At 63.8% G+C, this 19,783-nt stretch carries 17 protein-coding genes, 1 tRNA gene, 1 other RNA gene and 1 pseudogene; 11 read left to right on the plus strand and 9 right to left on the minus strand.

Annotation, left to right across the window (positions count from 1 at the left end; genetic code table 11):
- The first annotated feature begins 12 nt into the window (after nucleotides 1-12).
- On the plus strand, nucleotides 13-1,203 hold the full coding sequence (locus KBY75_RS00370; protein WP_261347105.1) for an FAD-binding oxidoreductase: 1,191 nt from the start codon (nucleotides 13-15) through the stop codon (nucleotides 1,201-1,203).
- Here KBY75_RS00370 and KBY75_RS00375 read toward each other — a convergent pair.
- On the minus strand, nucleotides 1,115-2,074 hold the full coding sequence (locus tag KBY75_RS00375; protein WP_255022538.1) for an alpha/beta fold hydrolase: 960 nt from the start codon (nucleotides 2,072-2,074) through the stop codon (nucleotides 1,115-1,117). The two genes, KBY75_RS00370 and KBY75_RS00375, sit on opposite strands and share 89 nt — an antisense overlap.
- Before the next feature lie 15 nt (nucleotides 2,075-2,089).
- Between KBY75_RS00375 and KBY75_RS00380 the strand changes: the two genes are divergently transcribed.
- Entirely contained in the window at nucleotides 2,090-2,437 is a 348-nt protein-coding gene (locus KBY75_RS00380; RefSeq protein WP_241518349.1) for a hypothetical protein, read from the plus strand.
- Here KBY75_RS00380 and KBY75_RS00385 read toward each other — a convergent pair.
- Nucleotides 2,397-2,930, minus strand: a complete 534-nt coding sequence (locus KBY75_RS00385) for an isoprenylcysteine carboxylmethyltransferase family protein (RefSeq protein ID WP_255022539.1) — start codon at nucleotides 2,928-2,930, stop codon at nucleotides 2,397-2,399. The two genes, KBY75_RS00380 and KBY75_RS00385, sit on opposite strands and share 41 nt — an antisense overlap.
- Complete coding sequence (locus tag KBY75_RS00390) at nucleotides 2,911-4,266, minus strand: cation:proton antiporter (RefSeq protein WP_255022540.1); 1,356 nt, start codon at nucleotides 4,264-4,266, stop codon at nucleotides 2,911-2,913. The genes KBY75_RS00385 and KBY75_RS00390 overlap by 20 nt, the downstream gene beginning before the upstream one ends.
- 131 nt (nucleotides 4,267-4,397) lie before the next feature.
- Between KBY75_RS00390 and KBY75_RS00395 the strand changes: the two are divergent.
- A pseudogene (locus KBY75_RS00395) lies at nucleotides 4,398-6,818 on the plus strand (phosphoketolase).
- Nucleotides 6,815-9,337, plus strand: a complete 2,523-nt coding sequence (locus KBY75_RS00400; RefSeq protein WP_255022541.1) for a glycogen/starch/alpha-glucan phosphorylase — start codon at nucleotides 6,815-6,817, stop codon at nucleotides 9,335-9,337. The pseudogene KBY75_RS00395 and the gene KBY75_RS00400 overlap by 4 nt, the downstream one beginning before the upstream one ends.
- A gap of 13 nt (nucleotides 9,338-9,350) precedes the next feature.
- On the opposite strand, the gene KBY75_RS00405 is transcribed toward KBY75_RS00400, so the two are convergent.
- From KBY75_RS00405 to KBY75_RS00415, 3 genes are all read right to left on the minus strand, one after another.
- A complete protein-coding gene (locus KBY75_RS00405; RefSeq protein WP_255022542.1) occupies nucleotides 9,351-9,827 on the minus strand; it encodes a hypothetical protein in 477 nt (158 codons plus the stop codon).
- Between the two features lie 36 nt (nucleotides 9,828-9,863).
- A complete protein-coding gene (locus tag KBY75_RS00410) occupies nucleotides 9,864-10,136 on the minus strand; it encodes a hypothetical protein (RefSeq protein ID WP_255022543.1) in 273 nt (90 codons plus the stop codon).
- Between the two features lie 133 nt (nucleotides 10,137-10,269).
- Nucleotides 10,270-10,343, minus strand: a tRNA-Arg gene (locus tag KBY75_RS00415).
- Between the two features lie 20 nt (nucleotides 10,344-10,363).
- On the opposite strand from KBY75_RS00415, the gene rnpB reads away from it, so the two are divergent.
- Nucleotides 10,364-10,774, plus strand: an RNA gene (rnpB, locus tag KBY75_RS00420) — RNase P RNA component class A.
- Nucleotides 10,775-10,791: 17 nt separating this feature from the next.
- Nucleotides 10,792-11,511 carry a ribonuclease III family protein gene (locus tag KBY75_RS00425; protein WP_255022544.1) on the plus strand — a complete coding sequence of 240 codons (720 nt, stop codon included), beginning with the start codon at nucleotides 10,792-10,794 and terminating at the stop codon, nucleotides 11,509-11,511.
- Here the strand turns inward: KBY75_RS00425 and KBY75_RS00430 are convergent.
- A complete protein-coding gene (locus KBY75_RS00430) occupies nucleotides 11,489-11,668 on the minus strand; it encodes an NAD(P)H dehydrogenase subunit NdhS (protein WP_106632954.1) in 180 nt (59 codons plus the stop codon). The two genes, KBY75_RS00425 and KBY75_RS00430, sit on opposite strands and share 23 nt — an antisense overlap.
- Before the next feature lie 52 nt (nucleotides 11,669-11,720).
- Here KBY75_RS00430 and rimM point away from each other — a divergent pair, with 52 nt between their 5' ends.
- Nucleotides 11,721-12,293 (plus strand): ribosome maturation factor RimM, encoded by a 573-nt coding sequence (gene rimM, locus KBY75_RS00435; RefSeq protein ID WP_255022545.1) that lies wholly within the window; start codon nucleotides 11,721-11,723, stop codon nucleotides 12,291-12,293.
- 72 nt (nucleotides 12,294-12,365) lie between these two features.
- Nucleotides 12,366-13,850 (plus strand): mannose-1-phosphate guanylyltransferase/mannose-6-phosphate isomerase, encoded by a 1,485-nt coding sequence (locus KBY75_RS00440; protein WP_255022546.1) that lies wholly within the window; start codon nucleotides 12,366-12,368, stop codon nucleotides 13,848-13,850.
- On the opposite strand, the gene glmS is transcribed toward KBY75_RS00440, so the two are convergent.
- Entirely contained in the window at nucleotides 13,837-15,756 is a 1,920-nt protein-coding gene (glmS, locus tag KBY75_RS00445; RefSeq protein WP_255022547.1) for a glutamine--fructose-6-phosphate transaminase (isomerizing), read from the minus strand. The genes KBY75_RS00440 and glmS overlap by 14 nt on opposite strands.
- 82 nt (nucleotides 15,757-15,838) lie before the next feature.
- Nucleotides 15,839-16,084, minus strand: coding sequence for a photosystem I iron-sulfur center protein PsaC (gene psaC / locus KBY75_RS00450; RefSeq protein WP_006042515.1), 246 nt, complete (start codon nucleotides 16,082-16,084; stop codon nucleotides 15,839-15,841).
- Nucleotides 16,085-16,235: 151 nt separating this feature from the next.
- Between psaC and acpP the strand changes: the two genes are divergently transcribed.
- Genes acpP through tkt form a run of 3 tightly spaced genes read left to right on the plus strand, consistent with a single transcriptional unit; the run spans nucleotide 16,236 to nucleotide 19,775 of the window.
- Entirely contained in the window at nucleotides 16,236-16,478 is a 243-nt protein-coding gene (gene acpP / locus KBY75_RS00455) for an acyl carrier protein (protein ID WP_106632933.1), read from the plus strand.
- Between the two features lie 8 nt (nucleotides 16,479-16,486).
- Nucleotides 16,487-17,734 (plus strand): beta-ketoacyl-ACP synthase II, encoded by a 1,248-nt coding sequence (gene fabF / locus KBY75_RS00460; protein WP_255022548.1) that lies wholly within the window; start codon nucleotides 16,487-16,489, stop codon nucleotides 17,732-17,734.
- A 34-nt stretch (nucleotides 17,735-17,768) separates the two neighbouring features.
- Nucleotides 17,769-19,775, plus strand: a complete 2,007-nt coding sequence (gene tkt / locus KBY75_RS00465; RefSeq protein ID WP_255022549.1) for a transketolase — start codon at nucleotides 17,769-17,771, stop codon at nucleotides 19,773-19,775.
- The last annotated feature ends 8 nt before the right edge of the window (nucleotides 19,776-19,783 follow it).

Raw genomic sequence — 19,783 nt, forward strand, 5'->3', positions numbered from 1 at the left:
CATCGTGCCGTGATGACTCCGGAGCCCAGGGAGCTGCAGGAGCTGGTGCGCGAGCTGCACCAGCAGGCTGCGCCCTGGCAACCCGCGGGCCTGGGCAGCCGACTCAACTGGGGGCCACCAGTTGTGGGCGCCAGCGCCACAGTGAGCTGTAGGCGGCTGAGCGGCATCGTTGAACACAGCCCTGGCGATTTCACTGTGACGGCCCTAGCCGGCACGCCCCTGGTCGAATTGCAAGCCGAACTGGCCCGCCACAGGCAATGGCTAGCCGTTGACTGGCCCTGGGGCAGTGGCATGAGCGGCCAAGCCAGCGGCAGCCTGGGCGGCTTGGTGGCCAGGGGCCTGGCCGGAGGTCTGCGCCAGCGCTACCTGGGCGTGCGCGACCAGATCATTGGCCTGGAATTGATCCGCAGCGACGGCACCCGCGCCCGGGCCGGGGGCAAGGTGGTGAAAAACGTGGCCGGCTACGACCTGATGCGCTTGATGGCGGGCAGCTGGGGGTCCTTAGGCCTGATCAGCAGCCTCACGCTGCGCACCATGCCGGAGCCGCCCCAGCGGCGCGGCCTGAAGCTGGAGGGGCCGCTCGAAGCCCTCGGCCAACTGGCCGCCTGGCTGCTGGGCTCAAGCCTCAGCCCGGAGCGGATCGACTGGTGGCGCCCCCCTGCCCCCCAAGAAGACGGCACCGGACTGCTGATCAGCCTGGCCAGCATCAACGCCCTCACTCTCAATGAGCAAATCGGCTGCATCGCCGCCAAGGCTGCTCCCTTGGCAATCACGGCCAAAACTCTTGAACCTGCCCAACTCGCAAGCCTGGTAGGCCAAAGCCAAGGGTCTGAAACTGGGTCCAGCGACTGGTTGCTGCGGCTGGCGGTGCGCCCCAACCAGGCGACTGCCCTGCTCAAAGATCCAGCCCTGGCCGGCTTGCCGGTGGTCCTGGGGGCTGGCAGTGGCCTAGGTATCGCCTGGGCAACTGCCTCAGCCCTACCTACCTACAAGGTGGAGGCGCTCAGGCGCTATTGCCAGCAGGGTGGCGGCTACCTGACGGTGCTACGCCAGCCGGCCAGCAGCAAACTGCCAGCCTGGCTGGATGCCCCATCGCGGCCCCTGATCGAAGCGATCAAACGGCAGTTTGACCCGAAGCAGCAACTGTCGCGCGGTCGCCTGCCGGGAGTGAATCTGCCTGGAGTGGAGCCGCCCCGGAGCTAAGGCCGGCGATCCAGTCGAGCAGGGCAGCATTCACCTGATCTGGCACCTCGTCGTGGGGACAGTGACCCGCCTCGAGCACCACTTCGCTGGTGCCTGCAGGAGCATGGCGCTGGAAAGCAGCCCGCCGGCCCACGGCGTTGATCCAGGGGTCGCGGATGCCCCAGAGCAACAGCAACGGACATGTCAGCTGGACAAACAACTCATCGAGGGGCTGGCCGCGGGGGATATCAAACACGGTGCGGAAGACACCGAAAGCCCCCGGATCCAGCGACGGCCGCCGGATCGCCTCCACCAAGGCTTCATCGACGTTGGTCTTGTCGACATACACCTGGTTGAGGGTGCGGCGAATCGTGGCCGGCCGGCGCAAATTTTCAAACAACAACCGCTGCAGCACCGGACTTTTGAGCAGGGCTCCCGCAATGGTCTGGCGGGTGATCGCTCCCCAGCCCTTAGGCGGCGCCTGCTCATCGCTGAACGGCCCTGCCGCATTCAACAGCACCACCCCGGCCGCCTGGTCCCCCAAGGCAGCGCCAGCCGCCAAGGCTGAAAAACCGCCAAGGGAATTGCCCGCCAGCACCGTCGGCCGGCCGATGCGCTCGTGCACATAGGCGGCCAGCTGATCACGCCATAGGGAGCCGCCGTAGGCCAGCTCGGCCGGCTTGGCACTGCGGCCAAAGCCCAGCAGATCGATGGCGTGCACCTCATGGCGCTGGGCCAGCACGGGAATGTTGTGGCGCCAGTGATCAGTGGAGGCGCCGAAGCCATGCACCAGCAGAATCGCGGGGCCCTCGGGCTCAGCCGGCGCAGCCGCGATGGCATGTACTGGATGGCCGGCGTAGCTCCAGGGCTGTAGTGCAGACAAGGAAGCCACCTTGATTTGTCCAGGGTGGTCGATGCTAGGGAGATCTGCGGCGCGCCATTGCCCCTCACCAGCCCTGACTGGAGCCCCTTCCTACCTGGGATCGCCCTGTGGGCCCTAGCTCTGTACCTCCCCTTGAGCGGCCCCCTGGGGCGCCTGGAGGAAGCCCTGGCCGCGGGCTCCCTGCCGAGCCCTGTCCAGCAGGTGATGTTGGTGATTAGCAGCTTGCTGCTGGCCCTGGCCATCGGGGTGCTGGCCGACCTAGGCCTGAGCTGGGCTTTGGGCCCCGACTGGGCCAGCAGCCTCGGCCTGATCGCCGCAGGCTGGGGGCTGTTCACAGCGCTCGCCAGTCGAGCCAGGGAAGACGGGGAATGATTGCTGGTGTGCGGGCCCGGTAGGTGGCGTAATCGGGATAGGCAAGCTCAAGGGCCCGCTCCTCGCGGCGCGCCTTACCGCCCAGCACGGCCACCAGGGCCAGCAGCAAGGCCAGATGCAGCAGGCTGCCAAGGGCCAAACTCACCCCTAAGGAACAAAGCAGCACCGCTTGATAGAGGGGGTGACGGCAACGGCCGTAGGCCCCGCTTGTCACCAATGGGGCGCCAGGAATCGGATCAGGCAGGGGCGTAAGGCTGGAACCCAGCCCCCAGAACGCCTGGACCGCCAACACCAGACCAACCAGCAGCAGCAGGGCGCCGGCCAAAGCTAGGGGGAGGGGCCAGGCATAACCCCAGGCGCCGGGGGCAGGCCAGGGCGGCAGCAGGTGGGCGGCAATCAGGGCCAGCTGGGCGAGCAGCCACCACTCACCGTGGCGGTTGTCTAGCCAGCCCCCCCAACTCAGGCCCCAGCGCTCAGGTTGGAATTTCGGCAAGTGGATCAAGATCCGGACCTCCAGCGCTGCCACCCAGCACCAGTCTGAGCAGGATCGGCGCCAGGAAGGTTGTGCCGATCACCATCAGCAAGATTGCGGCCTCCAGCGGCTTGGTAAGCAGGCCAGCCTGGGTACCCAGGCCGAGAAAAATCAAGCCCACCTCGCCGCGGGGCATCATCCCCAAACCCACCACCAAGCGGTTGGTTTTCTCCTTGCTGAAATAGCTCCAGCCGGTTGCCACCTTGCCGGCAATCGCCACGGTGAGCAGGAAGGCCGCCACGATCAATCCCTCCCGGTTCTCAGGGTTCAGCGGATTGAGCACCGACAGATCCATGCCGGTGCCAATCAGCACAAAGAAGATCGTGGCAAACAGGGCAACCAGGGGCTTAACGGTGTCCTGGATCGCATGGGTGTGCTTAGAAGAGCTGAGAATCAAGCCTGCAGCGAAAGCGCCAAGAGCGGCTTCTAGGCCGATCGCCTGGGCCACAAAACAGCAGAGCGACAACACCACGAAGGCCGCCACCACCACTTCGCCAGGGGCCTTGAGCTGATCGAGCAGCCAGTCGAACCCAGGAGCAGCAGTGCGGCTCAGGAACAGGGCCGCCGCCACAAACACCGCTGCCGCCGCAACCAACTTCAGGATCGGGCCAAGGCTGAAGCCCTCGCCGCCAGCCAGGCTCACCACCACCGCAAGGATCACGATGCCGAGAATGTCGTCGAGTACGGCCGCGCCGATCACCGTCTGACCCTCGCGGGTGCGCAGAAACTTCAACTCACCAAACACACTGGCGGTGATGCCGATGCTGGTGGCCGTCATCGCCGCACCGGCGAAGATCGCCGGAATCAGGGGCACGTGGAAGATGTAATAAAGGCCCGCAGTGCCTAGGGCAAAAGGAAGCACCACCCCGGTTACGGCAACGGTGGTGGCCTGGGCACCCACCGCTACCAGCTCATCGAGCTCGCTTTCCAGTCCGGTGAGAAACAACAGGGCAAACAGGCCGATCTGGGAGACCGCCTGCAGATTCGGGAAGGTCTCGGCGTAGATCTCCTGCACCTTTTCCGGTGAAAGATCGGCCAGGGAGCTGAGCAAGCCCAAGCCCCAACTGCTGAGTTGGACCTGGGTTTCGGGCGGCACGATCAAATGCAGGCCGGAAACGCCAATCAGAACGCCAGCTACCAGCTCTCCCAAAATTGTGGGCAGCTGCACCCGCACCATCAGCTCCGCCAGCAGCCTGGCCGCCACGAAGATCACCAGAAACTCGCCCACCGAGATAAGGGTTTCAGCAACTTCGGCTTGGTGACTGCCGATTTCAAGCAAAAGCGCTGGCAGAACCATGGAAAGGTGGGTGCGCGGTAGTGGGAGGCGCGACCTTAAAGCCGCCCGCGCCAAGGTGTTTGGACCCTGATCTCTATTCGGGCGTGGGGTTGGGATTTGGCAACCATCGCTACGGTCTGAATATTGAGTAGATGACGCGGGCAATGGCAGAGCAACTGCAGCGTCTTGATGCCTGGTGGAGGGCCGCCAACTACTTAGCGGTGGGGATGATCTACCTGCAGGACAACCCCCTGCTGGCCGAACCGCTCCAACCTGCCCATATCAAAAGTCGGCTGCTGGGGCATTGGGGCTCGAGCCCGGGTCAATCCTTCATCTGGGCCCATGCCAACCGGGTGATCCGGTCCCACGAGCTCGACATGATTTATCTGTCGGGCCCGGGCCATGGCGCCCCTGGGGTACTGGCGCCCACCTACCTCGATGGCTCCTACAGCGAGATCTATCCCGACAAATCGACGGATGCTGCCGGCATGCAGCGCTTCCTTAAGCAGTTTTCCTTCCCCGGCCACATCGGTAGCCACTGCACACCGGAAACCCCTGGCTCGATCCACGAGGGCGGCGAGCTCGGCTACGTGCTCTCCCACGCCTGCGGGGCGGTGTTCGACAACCCCAGCCTGATCGCCCTGGCCTGCGTCGGCGATGGCGAGGCGGAAACCGGGCCCTTGGCCACCAGCTGGCACATCAACAAGTTCCTCAACCCCGCATCCGACGGCGCCGTGCTGCCGGTGCTGCACCTCAACGGCTACAAAATCGCCAACCCCACCCTGCTGGCCCGCATCCCCAGGCAGGAACTCGCCAGCTTGATGCGGGGCTACGGCTGGGAGCCCCTGTTTGTGGAAGGCAGCGAGCCGATGGCGATGCACCAAGCCATGGCAGCCGCCATGGACAGCGCCATAAACCGCATTCAAGAGGTGCAGGCGGAGGCCCGCCGCAGCGGCGATCCCAGCAACGTCAACCGGCCCCGTTAGCCCATGATCGTGTTGCGATCGCCTAAGGGCTGGACAGGGCCGGCTGAGCTAAATGGCAAAAAGCTGGAAGGCTTCTGGCGCAGCCACCAGGTGCCCCTGGCCAACCCCAAGGGGGATCCGGAGCAGCTGCAGATGCTGGAGGCCTGGCTGCAGAGCTACCGCCCCGACGAACTCTTTGATGGACAGGGCAGCCTTATTCCCGAGCTGCGGGCCCTCTCGCCCAGCGGCCAGCGCCGCATGGGCTCCAATCCCCATGCCAATGGTGGGCTGCTGCGCCGCCGCCTGCACCTGCCGCCGGTCAAAAACTACGCCGTGCCCGTCGAGCAGCCGGGCAGGCACGAGGCCGAAAACACCGCTCCCCTAGGGGAGCTGCTGCGCGATGCCATTGCCCTGAACCCCGATTCCGTGCGGGTGTTCGGACCGGATGAAACCGCCTCCAACCGGCTGCAAGCCATCTACGAGGTCAGCAAAAAGGTGTGGATGGAGGAATTTCTGCCGGAAGACCTCAACGGCAGTGAGCTCTCCCGCAGCGGCCGCGTTGTCGAGATGTTGAGCGAACACACCTTGGTGGGAATGATGGAGGGCTACCTACTCACCGGCCGCCATGGTTTTTTCCACACCTATGAGGCCTTCGCCCATGTGATTGCCTCGATGTTCAACCAGCACGCCAAGTGGCTGGAATCCTGCATTCACCACGCCCCCTGGCGCGCACCGATTTCCCCCTGGAACTGCATGATCTCCAGCACCGTGTGGCGCCAAGACCACAACGGCTTCACCCACCAAGACCCTGGCTTCATCGATCTCGCCGGCAACAAAAGTGGCGAGGTGGTGCGCGTCTACCTGCCGGCCGATGCCAACAGCCTGCTGGCGGTAGCTGAACAGGCACTACAGGAAACGAACGTGTGCAACATCATCGTTTCTGACAAACAGAAACACCTGCAATATCTAACTCTGGAGCAGGCCCGGGCCCACGTGGCCAAAGGCATAGGCCTATGGAGCTGGGCGAGCAACGACGAGTGCGGCACCGAACCAGATGAGCCTGATGTGGTGATGGCCTGCGCGGGCGACATCCCTACTAAGGAAACCCTTGCCGCAGTTGAAATTCTGCGGCGTGAAATTCCGAGCCTAAAAATCCGAGTGCTCAATGTGGTGAAGCTATTTGCTCTCACCACTCCGAGCGAACACCCCCACGGCCTCAGCGATCGGGACTTCGACAGCCTGTTCACCACAAACCGACCGGTAATCTTCAATTTTCACGGCTACCCGTGGCTAATCCACCGACTCACCTACCACCGCACCAACCACGTCAACTTCCATGTGCGCGGATATAAGGAAAAAGGCAACATCAACACCCCTCTGGAGCTGGCGATGAACAATCAGATCGACCGTTTCAACTTGGTTATTGATGTGATTGACCGGGTTGCGGGCCTGGGCTCCCGCGCCGCCCACGTCAAGGAGCGCATGAAGGAGGCGATTTTGGCCAACCGGGCCCACGCCCATGAGCACGGCATGGATGCGGAGGATGTCACCAACTGGCGATGGAACCCACTGCCTGCAGCGGCCCATGCGGGAGAATTACGCCAATGAGCGACCTCCAACCCAGCAACCTGCGTCTGCCCACCCCGGGCTGCTACGCCGATCCAGATCGCAGTGGCCTGACCGCGGACAACGTGTTCGACGGCATGACCGAGCACCTTTTTTACACGCTCGGCAAGCTCGCCCCCACGGCCAGCCGCCACGACCTCTACATGGCCCTCAGCTACGCGGTGCGCGACCGGCTGATGACCCGATACCTGGCTGGCATTGAGGCGCTCAGTGCCACCCCGACTCGAGTGGTGGCCTATCTCTCCGCTGAATTTCTGATCGGGCCCCAACTGGGCAACAACCTGTTGATGCTGGGCATCCAGCAGGAAGCGGCAGAAGCCCTGCGCCGTTTCGGCATCAACGACATCAACGAAATCCTCGATGTTGAGGAGGAGCCTGGCCTGGGCAACGGAGGCCTGGGTCGGCTGGCGGCCTGCTTCCTGGAGTCGCTGGCCTCGCTGGAAATCCCAGCCACCGGCTACGGCATCCGCTACGAATTCGGCATTTTTGACCAGCTGATCCGCGATGGCTGGCAGGTGGAGATCACCGATAAGTGGCTCAAGAGCGGCTGGCCCTGGGAGCTGCCCCACCCCGATCAAGCCTGCTTCGTGGGTTTCGGCGGCCACACTGAGAGCTACCGCGATGAGCACGGCACCCACCGGGTGCGCTGGATTCCGGCCGAGCACGCCATCGGCATTCCCCACGACGTGCCGGTGCTGGGCTATCGGGTCAACACCTGCGACCGGCTGCGGTTATGGCGAGCCGATGCCGCCGAATCGTTTGACTTCTACGCCTTCAACAGCGGCGACTACTACGGCGCCGTAGAGGAGAAGGTGGGCTCCGAGACCCTCTCCAAGGTGCTCTATCCCAACGACGGCACGGATGAGGGTCGGCGTCTGCGCCTGAAGCAGCAGCACTTTTTCGTGAGCTGCTCCCTGCAGGACATGATCCGCAACCTCGATGCCCGCGGCATCCCGATCACGGATTTCCCCGATCACTGGGCGGTGCAGCTAAATGACACCCACCCGGCCATCGCCGTGGCAGAGCTGATGCGCCTGCTACTCGATGACAAGCACCTGGACTGGGAGGTCGCCTGGAACATCACCAGTCGCTCCCTTTCCTACACCAATCACACCCTGCTGCCGGAAGCCCTCGAGAAGTGGGGCTTGGGGTTATTTGGCTCCCTGCTACCCCGCCACCTGGAGCTGATCTACGAGATCAACCGCCGCTTCTTGCAACAGGTGCGCCTGAAATATCCGGGCAACGAGCAGATCCTGCGCAAGGTCTCGATCATCGATGAGGAGGGCGATAAGGCCGTCCGCATGGCCAATCTGGCCACCGTTGCTTCCCACCACGTCAACGGCGTAGCAGCCCTGCACAGCGAACTGGTCAAAACCGAGCTGTTTCCTGAATTCGCGGCCCTATGGCCCGAGAAATTCACCAATGTCACCAACGGCGTCACCCCGAGGCGCTGGGTGGCCCTGGCCAATCCCCAGCTGTCGGCCCTGCTGAATGAATCGATTGGCACCGGCTGGATTAACCATCTCGATGAGCTGCGCCGCCTGGAGCAGTTCGTCGACGACAGCAGCTTCCTCGAGCGCTGGGAGGCCACCAAGCTGGGCGTTAAGGGCCAGCTGAGTAATTACATCCATCGCCACACGGGTGTGCTGGTCGATCCCAGCTCCCTGTTCGATGTACAGGTGAAGCGGATCCATGAATACAAGCGCCAGCACCTCAATGCCCTGCAGGTGGTGGCCCAGTACCTGCGCATCAAGAATGGTCAGGCTGAGGGTATGGCCCCACGCACGGTGATCTTCGGCGGCAAGGCGGCACCGGGCTATTACATGGCCAAGCTCATTATTCGTTTCATCAACGGCATCGCCGAAACGATCAACGCCGACCCCGACATGGAGGGCCGGCTGCGGGTGATCTTCCTGGCCGACTACAACGTCAAGTTGGGGGAACGGGTTTATCCCGCCTCCGACCTCTCGGAGCAGATCTCCACCGCTGGCAAGGAAGCCTCCGGCACCGGCAACATGAAGTTCGCCATGAATGGGGCGCTGACCATCGGCACGCTCGATGGCGCCAACGTGGAAATCCGCGAACAGGTGGGTGCTGAGAACTTCTTCCTGTTTGGCAAGACCGCTGAGGAGATCTCCGAGCTGTCCCGGTCGGGTTATCGCCCCTGGGAGCTGATCGGCGGGATGCCCGAGTTGGCCGAGATCCTGCGACTGGTGGAGCAGGGCCACTTCAGTAACGGGGATAGCGACCTATTTAGGCCGCTGCTGCAAAACCTCACCGGCCGTGATCCCTTCTTCGTGCTGGCCGACTTCAACGAGTATCTGCGGGCCCAGTCCGAGGTCGACCTGGCCTGGGCCGATAGGGGACGCTGGAACCGCATGTCGCTGCTGAATTCAGCCCGCAGTGGCTTCTTCTCTTCAGATCGCTCAATCCGCGACTACGCAGATCGGATCTGGAAAGCTGAAAGCTTCCCAGTCACGATCACCTGCGAGCTGGATTGAGCAGGTAGATGGTCTAACCGGGAAGATCTGGAGTTTGGTGGAGCAGCCGATTCAGCCTTAGGCGATCGGCATTAAGTGGATCAGGGGCCAGCTCACCAGCCACCTCCCGAAACTTTTGCTCCACCTCATCGGGCACCCGCACGTCAAAGATGCGCTCCATCAGCGCCTCTATGGAGAAGAGGTGGGCATTGATGTTCTCCAGATCAGCCATGGCCTGCTGGAAGGCATCGGGCTCAGCGCCCTGATCCTCAACAGCCCCTGTACCTGCCCCTTGGCCGCCAGGAGCGACGTTGGCCTGACTGGCAGCCTCTGTTGCCTCCTGCTGCTTCTGCAACTCTTCCATCACCCGGCCTGCCAGGGTGCGAAAAGATTGCAAGGCAGCCCAATTGAGCTCCTGCTGCTGGCGCAGGGTGGGATTTTCACGGATCAATCGGTCATGTTCCCGATAGAACCGCTGGCAATCAGGGCATTGGCAGGGCTCTTCTGGCACCGCACTCCCTTTGGATCTCAGTCCCCATCATGGCACTCACGCCGCCAAGGGGATCTCGATCGAGGTCACCACGTTGATTACGTCGCGCAGCCGCATCGAATCGGCAAACCAGCCCATGGCTTGCTCGGTGTCACCAGTCCGCTCAGCGTCGGTGGCCTGCTCCTCGTGAGCCTCAGCTAGCAGGGCCAGCCAGCAAAGGCAGCGGGCTTGAACAACCGACAGGTCGAGTTCATCGGGCTGGCTATCGGCGATGCGTTCGCTCTCCTGCTGCACCAGCAGACGCAGACGCAGATCGTGAAGCTGGGTCATCGCGGTCAAACGACTGGAACCACGCTAGCCCCGGTGCTGCGAATGGGTAGGCCACCACCTGTAGCGCTCGCTACCCATACCCGTGAAGGGGTGGCTTGGCGAAGCTTTATCGCGTGACTGGGCTTTTAAAGAACGGGGCTGGCGGGACTCGAACCCACGACCTACGGTTTAGGAAACCGTCGCTCTATCCGGCTGAGCTACAGCCCCATACCGGCATTATGGAATGCGAAAGCAGGCGAGGTGATCGCGATCAGGGCTGCGGCACCTCCGCGGAGGTGGCTGGAGCGCTTGGTTGAGGAAAGTCCGGGCTCCCCAATGGCCAGGCTTGCTGGGTAACGCCCAGTGCGGGTGACCGTGAGGACAGTGCCACAGAAATACACCGCCGATGGCAGGGGGCTCGCCCCCCGCACAGGCAAGGGTGCAAGGGTGCGGTAAGAGCGCACCAGCAGCATCGAGAGGTGCTGGCTAGGTAAACCCCAGCTAGGAGCAAGGCCCAGGGACAACGGTTGGCCATGACACCCGTCCCGCTTCAAGTGCGCCGCTCGAGGCCGCCGGCAACGGCGGTCCCAGACAGATGATCACCCCCCACCGGCTTGCTGGTGGGAGAACAGAACCCGGCTTACGTCCTGCTTTCACCCCTTTTCCCCGTCAGTCCATGCGGCCCGAACGCCACCAGCAGCTGGTTGCCTTCCTGCGCTCCCTGGGCCTGGAGGTTGGCGACCGCGACCTTGCCCCCATAGAGGAGGCCCTCAGCCACACCTCAGCGGGCCTGGCCCGCAACCACGAGCGCCTGGAATTCCTGGGCGACGCCGTGCTGCGCCTAGCCGCAGCCGAGTTCTTGCAACGGCACTTTCCAAACCTGAGCGTGGGGCGCTGCTCTGCCCTGCGAGCCCAACTAGTTAGCGACCGCTGGCTGGCCGAACTGGGCGAGCACTGCGAGATCGAATCCGTGCTGCACCTCGGCCCAATGGCCAGCGGCGACCAGGCCGGACGGGCCACGGTGCGGGCGGAATGCTGTGAAGCCCTGCTTGGTGGCCTCTATGAAGCCTGGGGCGCCGGCCAGGGCGGACTGGAGCCGGTGCACCGCTGGCTCAATCCCCACTGGCAGCGCAGCAGCAGCGAATTACTGGCCGATCCAGACCGCCACAACTGGAAATCAGCCCTGCAAGAGTGGACCCAGGCAGCCGGGCTGGGTCTGCCGCACTACGACTGCCAGGAGCGCAGCCAAGTCCACGCTGACCCGCGCCGCTTTCATTGCGCAGTGGAAATTGCGGGCCAGGCAAACTACACGGGCTGGGGGCCTTCAAGGCGCGGCGCCGAACAGGAGGCAGCCCGGGCCGCCCTCGCTGTTATCAAGCCTGCTCGAGAAGCTTGAGCGGCATGGTTACGAGCTTGTCCCAGTTACCGCCCTCAAACAGCACGGCGGCCTGCTGGCCGCTGATCCGTTGCACGAAGCCCCGATAGCCGTTGTAAATCGAGCGGCCGTCACGCACCACCACGGTGGAGCCCGGCAGGATCGGCAGGTCGGCCATGATTTAGGCGAGGCGTAGGGCCATTATCGGGTGACGCGGGAAGTAGCTGGCCATGGCCGATCAAACCAGCAGCAGCCAGATCGCCACTCCTGCCCCCAACGATCTACTTGTGGTCGGCAAAGTGGTGTCTGCCCAAGGGCTGCAGGGCGAGCTGAGGGTGCTGCCCATGAGCGATTTCCCGGAGCGGTTTACCCGGGCCGGCCGGCGCTGGTTGCAGCGGCGGGAAGAGGCGCCGCGGCAGGTGGAGCTGCTAAGCGGCAGGCAACTGCCAGGCAAGGAGTTGTTTGTGGTGCGGCTCGCCGCCATCGACAGCCGGGAAGCGGCCGAAGCCCTGGTGGGTGACCAGTTGCTGGTGCCCCTAGCCGACCGCCCCAAGCTGGCCAAAGGCGAATTTCACCTGCTCGACCTGGTGGGCACCGAAGTGCGGCTGCTGGAGGATCAACGGCCCATTGGCCGGGTTCGCGACCTGATCCACGCTGGCAACGACCTGCTGGAGGTAGAGCAGGAAACCCCCGATGGCCCGCGGCGACTGCTGATCCCCTTCGTGACTGCGATCGTGCCGGAAGTCCATCTCGAGGAAGGCTGGATCGGCATCACCCCGCCCCCCGGGCTGCTGGAGCTTTAGGCGACTCTTAAAAGGCTGCCTTTGGCTGGGTAGCCAAAGGTGACCTTGAATGGGAGCAACCCAGTCCGGTCCATGACAAATAGCCCTAGCTCCCCAAGCAGTGCACTTGTGCCGGTGATCCTGTGCGGCGGCACGGGTACGCGGCTATGGCCGCTCTCGAGAGCTAGCTACCCCAAGCAGTATTGGCCCCTGGCAGGCACAGGAGAAGACACCCTGCTGCAGCAGACCCAGCAGCGCCTAAAGGGCTTGCCGAGCCTCGGCGCACCCCTGCTGATCTGCAATGAAGACCACCGCTTCATCGTGGCCGAGCAATTGCGCCAGATCGGCGTGGAGCCCCAAGCGATCCTGCTGGAGCCGATCGGCCGCAACACCGCTCCAGCGGTGGCGGTAGCAGCGCTGCAGGCCACGGCCCATGGGGATGATCCCCTGCTGCTGGTGCTCGCGGCAGACCACGTGATCCGCGATGCCGCAACCTTCCGCGCCACGGTGGCGGCGGGGATGGCAGCAGCTGAGGCCGGCCAGCTGGTCACCTTTGGAATCGTGCCCACGGCGCCAGAAACCGGCTACGGCTACATCGAAGCCGCCCAGTCGCTGCTGGGTGCCAACGCACCGGTACCGATCGCCCGGTTTGTGGAGAAGCCGGATCGGGCTACCGCCGAGCAATTTCTTGCCACGGGGCGCTTCACCTGGAACAGCGGCATGTTCCTGTTCAAAGCCAGCGCGATCCTGGCGGAATTGGAGCGGCTCGCACCTGAGGTTGTGAGCGCCTGCCGTTCCTCGCTGGAGCAAGACAGCGCCGATCTCGACTTCCTGCGGCTGGAGCGGGAGGCCTTTGCCAGTTGCCCAAGTGTGGCGCTGGATGTGGCGGTGATGGAGCGCACAGACCGCGGCGCCGTGTTGCCCCTGGAGGCAGGTTGGAGTGATGTGGGCAGCTGGAGCGCCCTGTGGGAAACCGCCGATCAAGACAGCGACGGCAACGTGCTGCGGGGCCGGGTGATCAGCGAGGGAAGCAGCAATTGCTATCTACGCAGCGAGCATCGGCTGGTGGTGGGGCTCGGTGTAGAGGATCTGGTGGTGGTGGAAACCGATGACGTCGTGCTGGTAGCCCACCGCGACCGGGCCCAGGAGGTCAAAGCAATAGTGGGGCTGCTGGAGAGGGAGGGGGCGCCAGAGAGCAAGGCCCACCGCAAGATCTACCGCCCCTGGGGCTCCTACGACGGCGTCACCGAGGGTGAGCGCTGGCAGGTAAAGCGGATCGTGGTCAACCCAGGGGCCAGCCTGTCGCTGCAGATGCACCACCACCGCGCCGAGCACTGGATCGTGGTGCAGGGCTCAGCCCTGGTGGAGAAAGACGGTCGCCAGGAGATGGTCAGCGAAAACCAGAGCACCTACATCCCCCTGGGTTGCCGCCACCGTCTCTCCAACCCGGGCAAGATTCCGGTGGAGCTGATCGAGGTGCAGAGCGGCCCCTACCTAGGCGAAGACGACATCGTCCGCTTTGAAGATCGCTACGGACGCAGCGACGCCAGCCTCACTCCGACCCTCACTCCACAGTGACGCTCTTGGCCAAGTTGCGGGGTTGGTCCACATCCAGGCCCCGGTGGGCGGCAATGTGATAACTGAGCAGCTGCATGGGAATCACCGTTAGCAGCGGGCTGAGTAGCTCGTCTACCGCCGGCACCGGCAGCAAGACATCAAACAACTCCGCATCTGGACATTCGGGCGCCACTCCAATCAGCTGGGCATCACGGGCCTTGGCCTCCTGGGCATTGCTGAGCACCTTGTCGAACACCGCACCTGGCATGGCGATTGACACCACCGGCACCTTGGCATCAAGCAGGGCGATCGGTCCGTGCTTCATCTCGCCGGCCGGATAGCCCTCGGCGTGGATGTAGCTGATCTCCTTGAGCTTGAGCGCACCTTCCAAGGCAATCGGGTAGTTGATGCCACGGCCCAGAAAGATCACATCCTGGGTGCCCTCAAAGCGGTGGGCCAGGGAAGCGCAGCGCTGGTCGTGGTCTGCCACCAGGGCTTCGAGCTGCTGGGGCAACAGCCGCAACTGGGCCACCAGCGCCTTGAGCTCCTCGCGGCTGCGGCCCGAGCTCACGCCACCCTGCCGCTGGCCCACTCGCCGCTCCGCAAATGCCAGGGACAACCCATAGAAAGCCAGCAGTTGGCCAAGGAAAGTCTTGGTGGCCGCAACCCCCACCTCAATGCCGGCGCCAATATCAAGGATGTGGTCCACCATCCGAGCCAGGGAGCTTTCTGCCCTGTTGGTGATGCCCAGCAGCCGCGGCCGGTAGGCCGGATCGGCCACCAGCCGGCGACGCTCCTGCTCCATTGCCAGGGCCGCCAGGGTGTCGGCGGTTTCCCCCGACTGGGTGACGCCGATCGTGAGCGTGTGGGGGCTCAGCGGCGGAGGCGCATAACGAAATTCACTGGCATAAAAAACGCTTGTGGGGATACCGGCCAGCTGCTCCAGCAGGTAGGCGCCCACCTGGGCGGCGTGGCGGCTGGTACCGCAGGCGAGGATCTGGATCCGCTCCACCCCCTCAAACACCTCAGCCGCCAGAGGCAGCGCCACCAGTGGCGTCGCTTCCCCTGCCACAACCTCGGGCAGGTGCCGGGCCACCCAAAGGGCAGCCGTTTCAGGCTGCTCGTGGATCTCCTTGAGCATGAAATGGCGGAAGCTGCGCTTATCCGCAACGTGCTCGGTGCCGCTAAGCAGGCTGGGACTGCGCTGCACCCGCTGGCCCGCGGCGTCATAAAGCTCGATGCCCAGCGGGGTGAGCATGGCCACCTCGCCGTCTTCCATCGGCAAAATCGTGCGGGTGAAGCCCGCCAGGGCCGGGGTGTCGCTGGCGCAAAGAAACTCCCCCTCCCCCAGGCCGATCAGCAGGGGCGCCGCCTTACGGGCCACCACCAGAGCTCCAGGGGCTTCTGCCCACACCACCGCCAGGGCGTAGGCCCCCTGCAGCAAAGGCAACACCGACTGCAAAGCAGCAAGTAGGAGCGCCGCTGAAGCCTGCTCACCTGCCTCCCGGCGGCTCTCCAGCTCCCGAGCCAGCAGGTGCGGGATTACCTCGGTGTCCGTCTCGGAGAGGAAAACCACGCCTTCCGCCTGCAGCTGCTCCCGCAAGCCGCGGTAGTTCTCGATGATGCCGTTTTGCACCACCGCCAAACGACCAGAGCCATCGAGGTGGGGGTGGGCGTTGCGCTCCTCCGGCTTGCCGTGGGTGGCCCAGCGGGTATGGCCGATGCCGCACTGGCCCGGGGCCCCCTGGGCCTCAAAGCGGGTCGTGAGATTTACAAGCTTGCCCTCTGCCTTGAGGCAATGGAGGCCAGCCCCGTCAACGGTGGCAATGCCGGCGGAGTCGTAGCCGCGATATTCCAGCTGTCGCAGACCCTCCAGCAGCTGGGGAGCCGCCTCCCGCGATCCAATCAGGGCAACAATGCCGCACATAGGCCTGGGCCAGCGAGGAGCGCAACAAAAAAGCCCGGCGAAGGGCCGGGCTTGAGCTTATTGGCAATAGCGCCAATGATCTTCAGTAGGACAAGCCCATCGAGCGACTGGTTTCGTCACCCAAGTAGACGCGAATGCTGAGGAAGTCGGTGGGGCAAGCAGTTTCACAGCGCTTACAGCCAACGCAATCTTCAGTGCGGGGAGAGGAAGCAATCTGGCCGGCTTTGCAGCCATCCCAGGGCACCATCTCGAGCACATCGAGTGGGCAGGCGCGCACACATTGGGTGCAACCGATGCAGGTGTCGTAGATCTTGACGGCGTGGGACATGGGCCTGAGCCGGGAACAAACGGCGTGGAGCCCAACGTACCCACAGCCTCCGGACACGCACCCACGCAGCCCTCAGCCCGTCACCCTTGTTCATACGCCGGGGGGAGCCCAGCGGGGTGACCCGTAGAGTGCATCGACTCTCACAGCGGCCATGTCCCAGGAAGCGATCTACGAGAAAGTGCGCTCGATCGTTGCCGAGCAGCTCAGCGTTGACGCTGGGGAAGTGAAGCCCGAATCAAACTTTCAAAATGATCTGGGTGCCGATTCCCTCGACACCGTCGAGCTGGTAATGGCTCTGGAAGAAGCCTTTGACATCGAAATTCCAGACGAAGCTGCCGAAGGCATCACCACCGTTGGCGATGCCGTCAAGTTCATTCAGGACAAGCAGGCCTGAGCCACCCCATGGTGCAGGGTCTCCAGCGCGTCGTCGTCACCGGTCTCGGCGCGATCACACCGATCGGTAACGACGTCTCCAGCTACTGGGAGGGTCTGAGCACGGCGCGCAATGGCGTGGCGGGCATCACTCTTTTTGATGCCAGTCGTCACGCCTGTCGCTTTGCAGCTGAAGTTAAAGATTTTGATCCCTCCGGCTGGCTAGAGCCAAAGGAATCCAAGCGCTGGGATCGCTTTTGCCAGTTTGGGGTAATCGCCGCCAAGCAAGCAGTTGCCCATGCGGGGCTCACCATTGATGAGTCCAACCAACATCGGGTTGGCACAGCCATCGGCTCCGGCGTGGGCGGCCTGCTGATGATGGAAACCCAGGCCCACGTGCTCAAGGATCGGGGCCCGGATCGGGTGAGTCCGTTCTGCGTGCCGATGATGATCCCCAACATGGCCACTGGCCTGACGGCGATTGCCCTGGGCGCCAAGGGTCCCAGCAGTGCGGTAGCCACCGCCTGCGCCGCCGGCTCCAATGCCATCGGTGATGCCTACCGGTTGATCCAGATGGGCCTAGCCGACGTGATGGTCGCTGGTGGTGCCGAATCGGCCATTACCCCTTTGGGAGTAGCGGGATTTGCCAGCGCTAAGGCGCTGTCCTTCCGCAACGACGACCCCACCACGGCCAGTCGTCCCTTTGACGCCGAGCGCAACGGCTTCGTGATCGGCGAAGGCGCCGGAGTAATTGTGCTCGAGAGCCTGGAGCACGCCCGGGCCCGCGGTGCCCAGATCCTGGCCGAGGTGGTGGGCTACGGCATGACCTGCGACGCCCACCACATCACCTCACCCACCCCTGGAGGGGTCGGCGGCGCCGAAGCCATGCGTCTTGCCCTCAAGGATGCCCGGCTTGAGCCAGAAGCCGTCGACTACGTCAATGCCCACGGCACCAGCACCCAGGCCAACGACAGCAACGAAACCTCCGCCATCAAGAGTGCCCTTGGGGATCGGGCTTACCGCATACCCGTGAGCTCCACGAAATCGATGACCGGCCACCTCCTAGGTGGCAGCGGCGGCATTGAGGCGGTCGCAGCGGTGCTGGCTATTGAGCACAACCTGGTGCCACCTACCATCAATTACCAAAATCCGGATCCGGCCTGCGATCTGGATGTGGTTCCCAACCAGGCCAGGGAACACACCCTCAACGTGGTGCTCTCCAATTCCTTCGGGTTTGGCGGTCACAACGTCTGCCTGGCGTTCCGCCGCATGGCGTGAGCCTCCTCCTCCCACTCCCCCACCTGCCTTAGCCATGGTCGCCGCTCCTTCCACATCCGTCGAATCGCTCTGCGTTAACAGCATCCGCTTCTTAGCGATTGACGCGATCAATAAGAGCAATTCGGGCCACCCCGGCCTGCCCATGGGCTGCGCCCCCATGGCCTTCGCCCTGTGGGACAAGCTGCTCAAGCACAACCCCAAGAACCCCAAGTGGTTCAACCGGGACCGCTTCGTGCTCTCGGCTGGCCACGGCTGCATGTTGCTTTACGCGCTGCTGCACCTCACCGGCTACGACTCGGTGACCATCGAAGACATCAAGCAGTTCCGCCAGTGGGGCAGCCGCACCCCTGGTCACCCTGAAACCTTCGAAACCCCAGGAGTTGAGGTCACCACCGGACCTCTAGGCCAGGGCATCTCCAACGCCGTGGGCTTGGCCATCGCCGAAGCGCACCTGGCTGCCAAGTTCAACAAGCCCGGCTGCGAACTGGTTGATCACTACACCTACGTGATCATGGGCGACGGCTGCAACCAAGAAGGAGTGAGCGGTGAAGCCGCCTCCCTGGCCGGCCACCTGGGCTTGGGCAAGCTGATTGCCCTCTACGACGACAACCACATCACTATCGACGGCAACACCTCGGTGTCCTTCACCGAGGACGTGCTGAAGCGCTACGAGGCCTATGGCTGGCACACCATCCACGTCAAGGATGGCAACACCGATGTGGCCGCCATTGCCCAAGCCATCGAGGCCGCCAAGGCCGTCACCGACAAGCCCAGCTTGATCAAGGTGACCACCACGATCGGCTACGGCTCACCGAACAAGGCCAATACCGCTGGAGTTCATGGCGCAGCCCTAGGCGCCGACGAGGCAGAGCTCACCCGCAAAGCCCTCGACTGGAGCTACGGCGAATTTGAGGTTCCTCAGGATGCCTACGACCACTGGCGCCAAGCGATTACCCGCGGTGAAGCACTAGAAGCCGCCTGGAACGCCAGCCTGGCCACCTATCGCAGCCAGTACCCAGCTGAAGCGGCTGAATTTGAGCGCCAGCTGCGCGGCGAGCTTCCCCAGGGTTGGGACGCTTCCCTGCCGAGCTTCAGCCCCGAAGACAAGGGCCTGGCCACCCGCATGCACTCCTACAACGCCCTTAACGCCTTCGGCCCCAACCTGCCCGAGCTGATCGGCGGCTCCGCCGACCTCACCCACTCCAACCTCACCGATATCAAGGGCGAGGCCAGCTTCCAGAAGGGTGGTGAGGCCAACCGCTATCTGCACTTCGGTGTGCGCGAGCACGCCATGGCAGCGATCATGAATGGCATCGCTTACCACGGCAGCGGCCTGATCCCCTACGGCGGCACCTTCCTGGTGTTCGCCGGCTACATGATCGGCGCCATGCGCCTTTCAGCCCTGAGCGAGCTGGGCGTGATCTACGTGCTCACCCACGACTCGATCGGTCTGGGCGAAGACGGCCCTACCCACCAGCCTGTGGAAACCCTCGCCAACCTGCGCGCCATCCCCAACCTGCTGGTGATGCGCCCCGGCGATGGCAACGAAACCATGGGTGCTTATCAGGTGGCCGTCACCAACCGCAAGCGCCCCACCGTGCTGGCCCTCAGCCGTCAGGCCATGGCCAACCAGCCTGGTTCGACTGCAGCCCATGTAGCCAAAGGTGGCTACATCCTAGAAGACAGCAATGGCACCCCGGAACTAATCCTGATTGGCACCGGCACCGAGCTGGAGCTCTGCACCAAAGCCGCCGCCCAGCTGCGCGCCGAAGGCAAAAACGTGCGGGTAGTTTCGATGCCCTGCGTCGAGCTGTTCGAAGAGCAGGATGCCGCCTACCGCGAAAGCGTGCTGCCCGCCGCCGTGCGCAAGCGCGTTGTGGTGGAAGCATCGAGCTCCTTCGGCTGGCACAAGTACACCGGCTTTGATGGCGCCTGCATCTCGATCGACCGCTTCGGTGCTTCGGCACCTGGTCCGGTTTGCCTCGAGAAGTTTGGCTTCACCGTCGACAACGTGGTGGCCACTGCCAAAGGGCTGGGATGATTCCCAAC

Source organism: Cyanobium sp. T1G-Tous (assembly GCF_024345455.1).
Lineage (GTDB): Bacteria > Cyanobacteriota > Cyanobacteriia > PCC-6307 > Cyanobiaceae > Cyanobium_A.

Excerpts from the sequence above, each read along its gene's own strand:
- fabF (WP_255022548.1), top strand. The coding sequence starts at position 16,487 with ATGGTGCAGGGTCTCCAGCGCGTCGTCGTCACCGGTCTCGGCGCGATC.
- KBY75_RS00425 (WP_255022544.1), top strand. The coding sequence starts at position 10,792 with ATGCGGCCCGAACGCCACCAGCAGCTGGTTGCCTTCCTGCGCTCCCTG.
- tkt (WP_255022549.1), top strand. The coding sequence starts at position 17,769 with ATGGTCGCCGCTCCTTCCACATCCGTCGAATCGCTCTGCGTTAACAGC.
- KBY75_RS00440 (WP_255022546.1), top strand. The coding sequence starts at position 12,366 with ATGACAAATAGCCCTAGCTCCCCAAGCAGTGCACTTGTGCCGGTGATC.
- KBY75_RS00410 (WP_255022543.1), bottom strand. The coding sequence starts at position 10,136 with ATGACCCAGCTTCACGATCTGCGTCTGCGTCTGCTGGTGCAGCAGGAG.
- acpP (WP_106632933.1), top strand. The coding sequence starts at position 16,236 with ATGTCCCAGGAAGCGATCTACGAGAAAGTGCGCTCGATCGTTGCCGAG.
- KBY75_RS00370 (WP_261347105.1), top strand. The coding sequence starts at position 13 with ATGACTCCGGAGCCCAGGGAGCTGCAGGAGCTGGTGCGCGAGCTGCAC.
- KBY75_RS00390 (WP_255022540.1), bottom strand. The coding sequence starts at position 4,266 with ATGGTTCTGCCAGCGCTTTTGCTTGAAATCGGCAGTCACCAAGCCGAA.
- KBY75_RS00430 (WP_106632954.1), bottom strand. The coding sequence starts at position 11,668 with ATGGCCGACCTGCCGATCCTGCCGGGCTCCACCGTGGTGGTGCGTGAC.
- KBY75_RS00400 (WP_255022541.1), top strand. The coding sequence starts at position 6,815 with ATGAGCGACCTCCAACCCAGCAACCTGCGTCTGCCCACCCCGGGCTGC.
- psaC (WP_006042515.1), bottom strand. The coding sequence starts at position 16,084 with ATGTCCCACGCCGTCAAGATCTACGACACCTGCATCGGTTGCACCCAA.
- glmS (WP_255022547.1), bottom strand. The coding sequence starts at position 15,756 with ATGTGCGGCATTGTTGCCCTGATTGGATCGCGGGAGGCGGCTCCCCAG.
- rimM (WP_255022545.1), top strand. The coding sequence starts at position 11,721 with ATGGCCGATCAAACCAGCAGCAGCCAGATCGCCACTCCTGCCCCCAAC.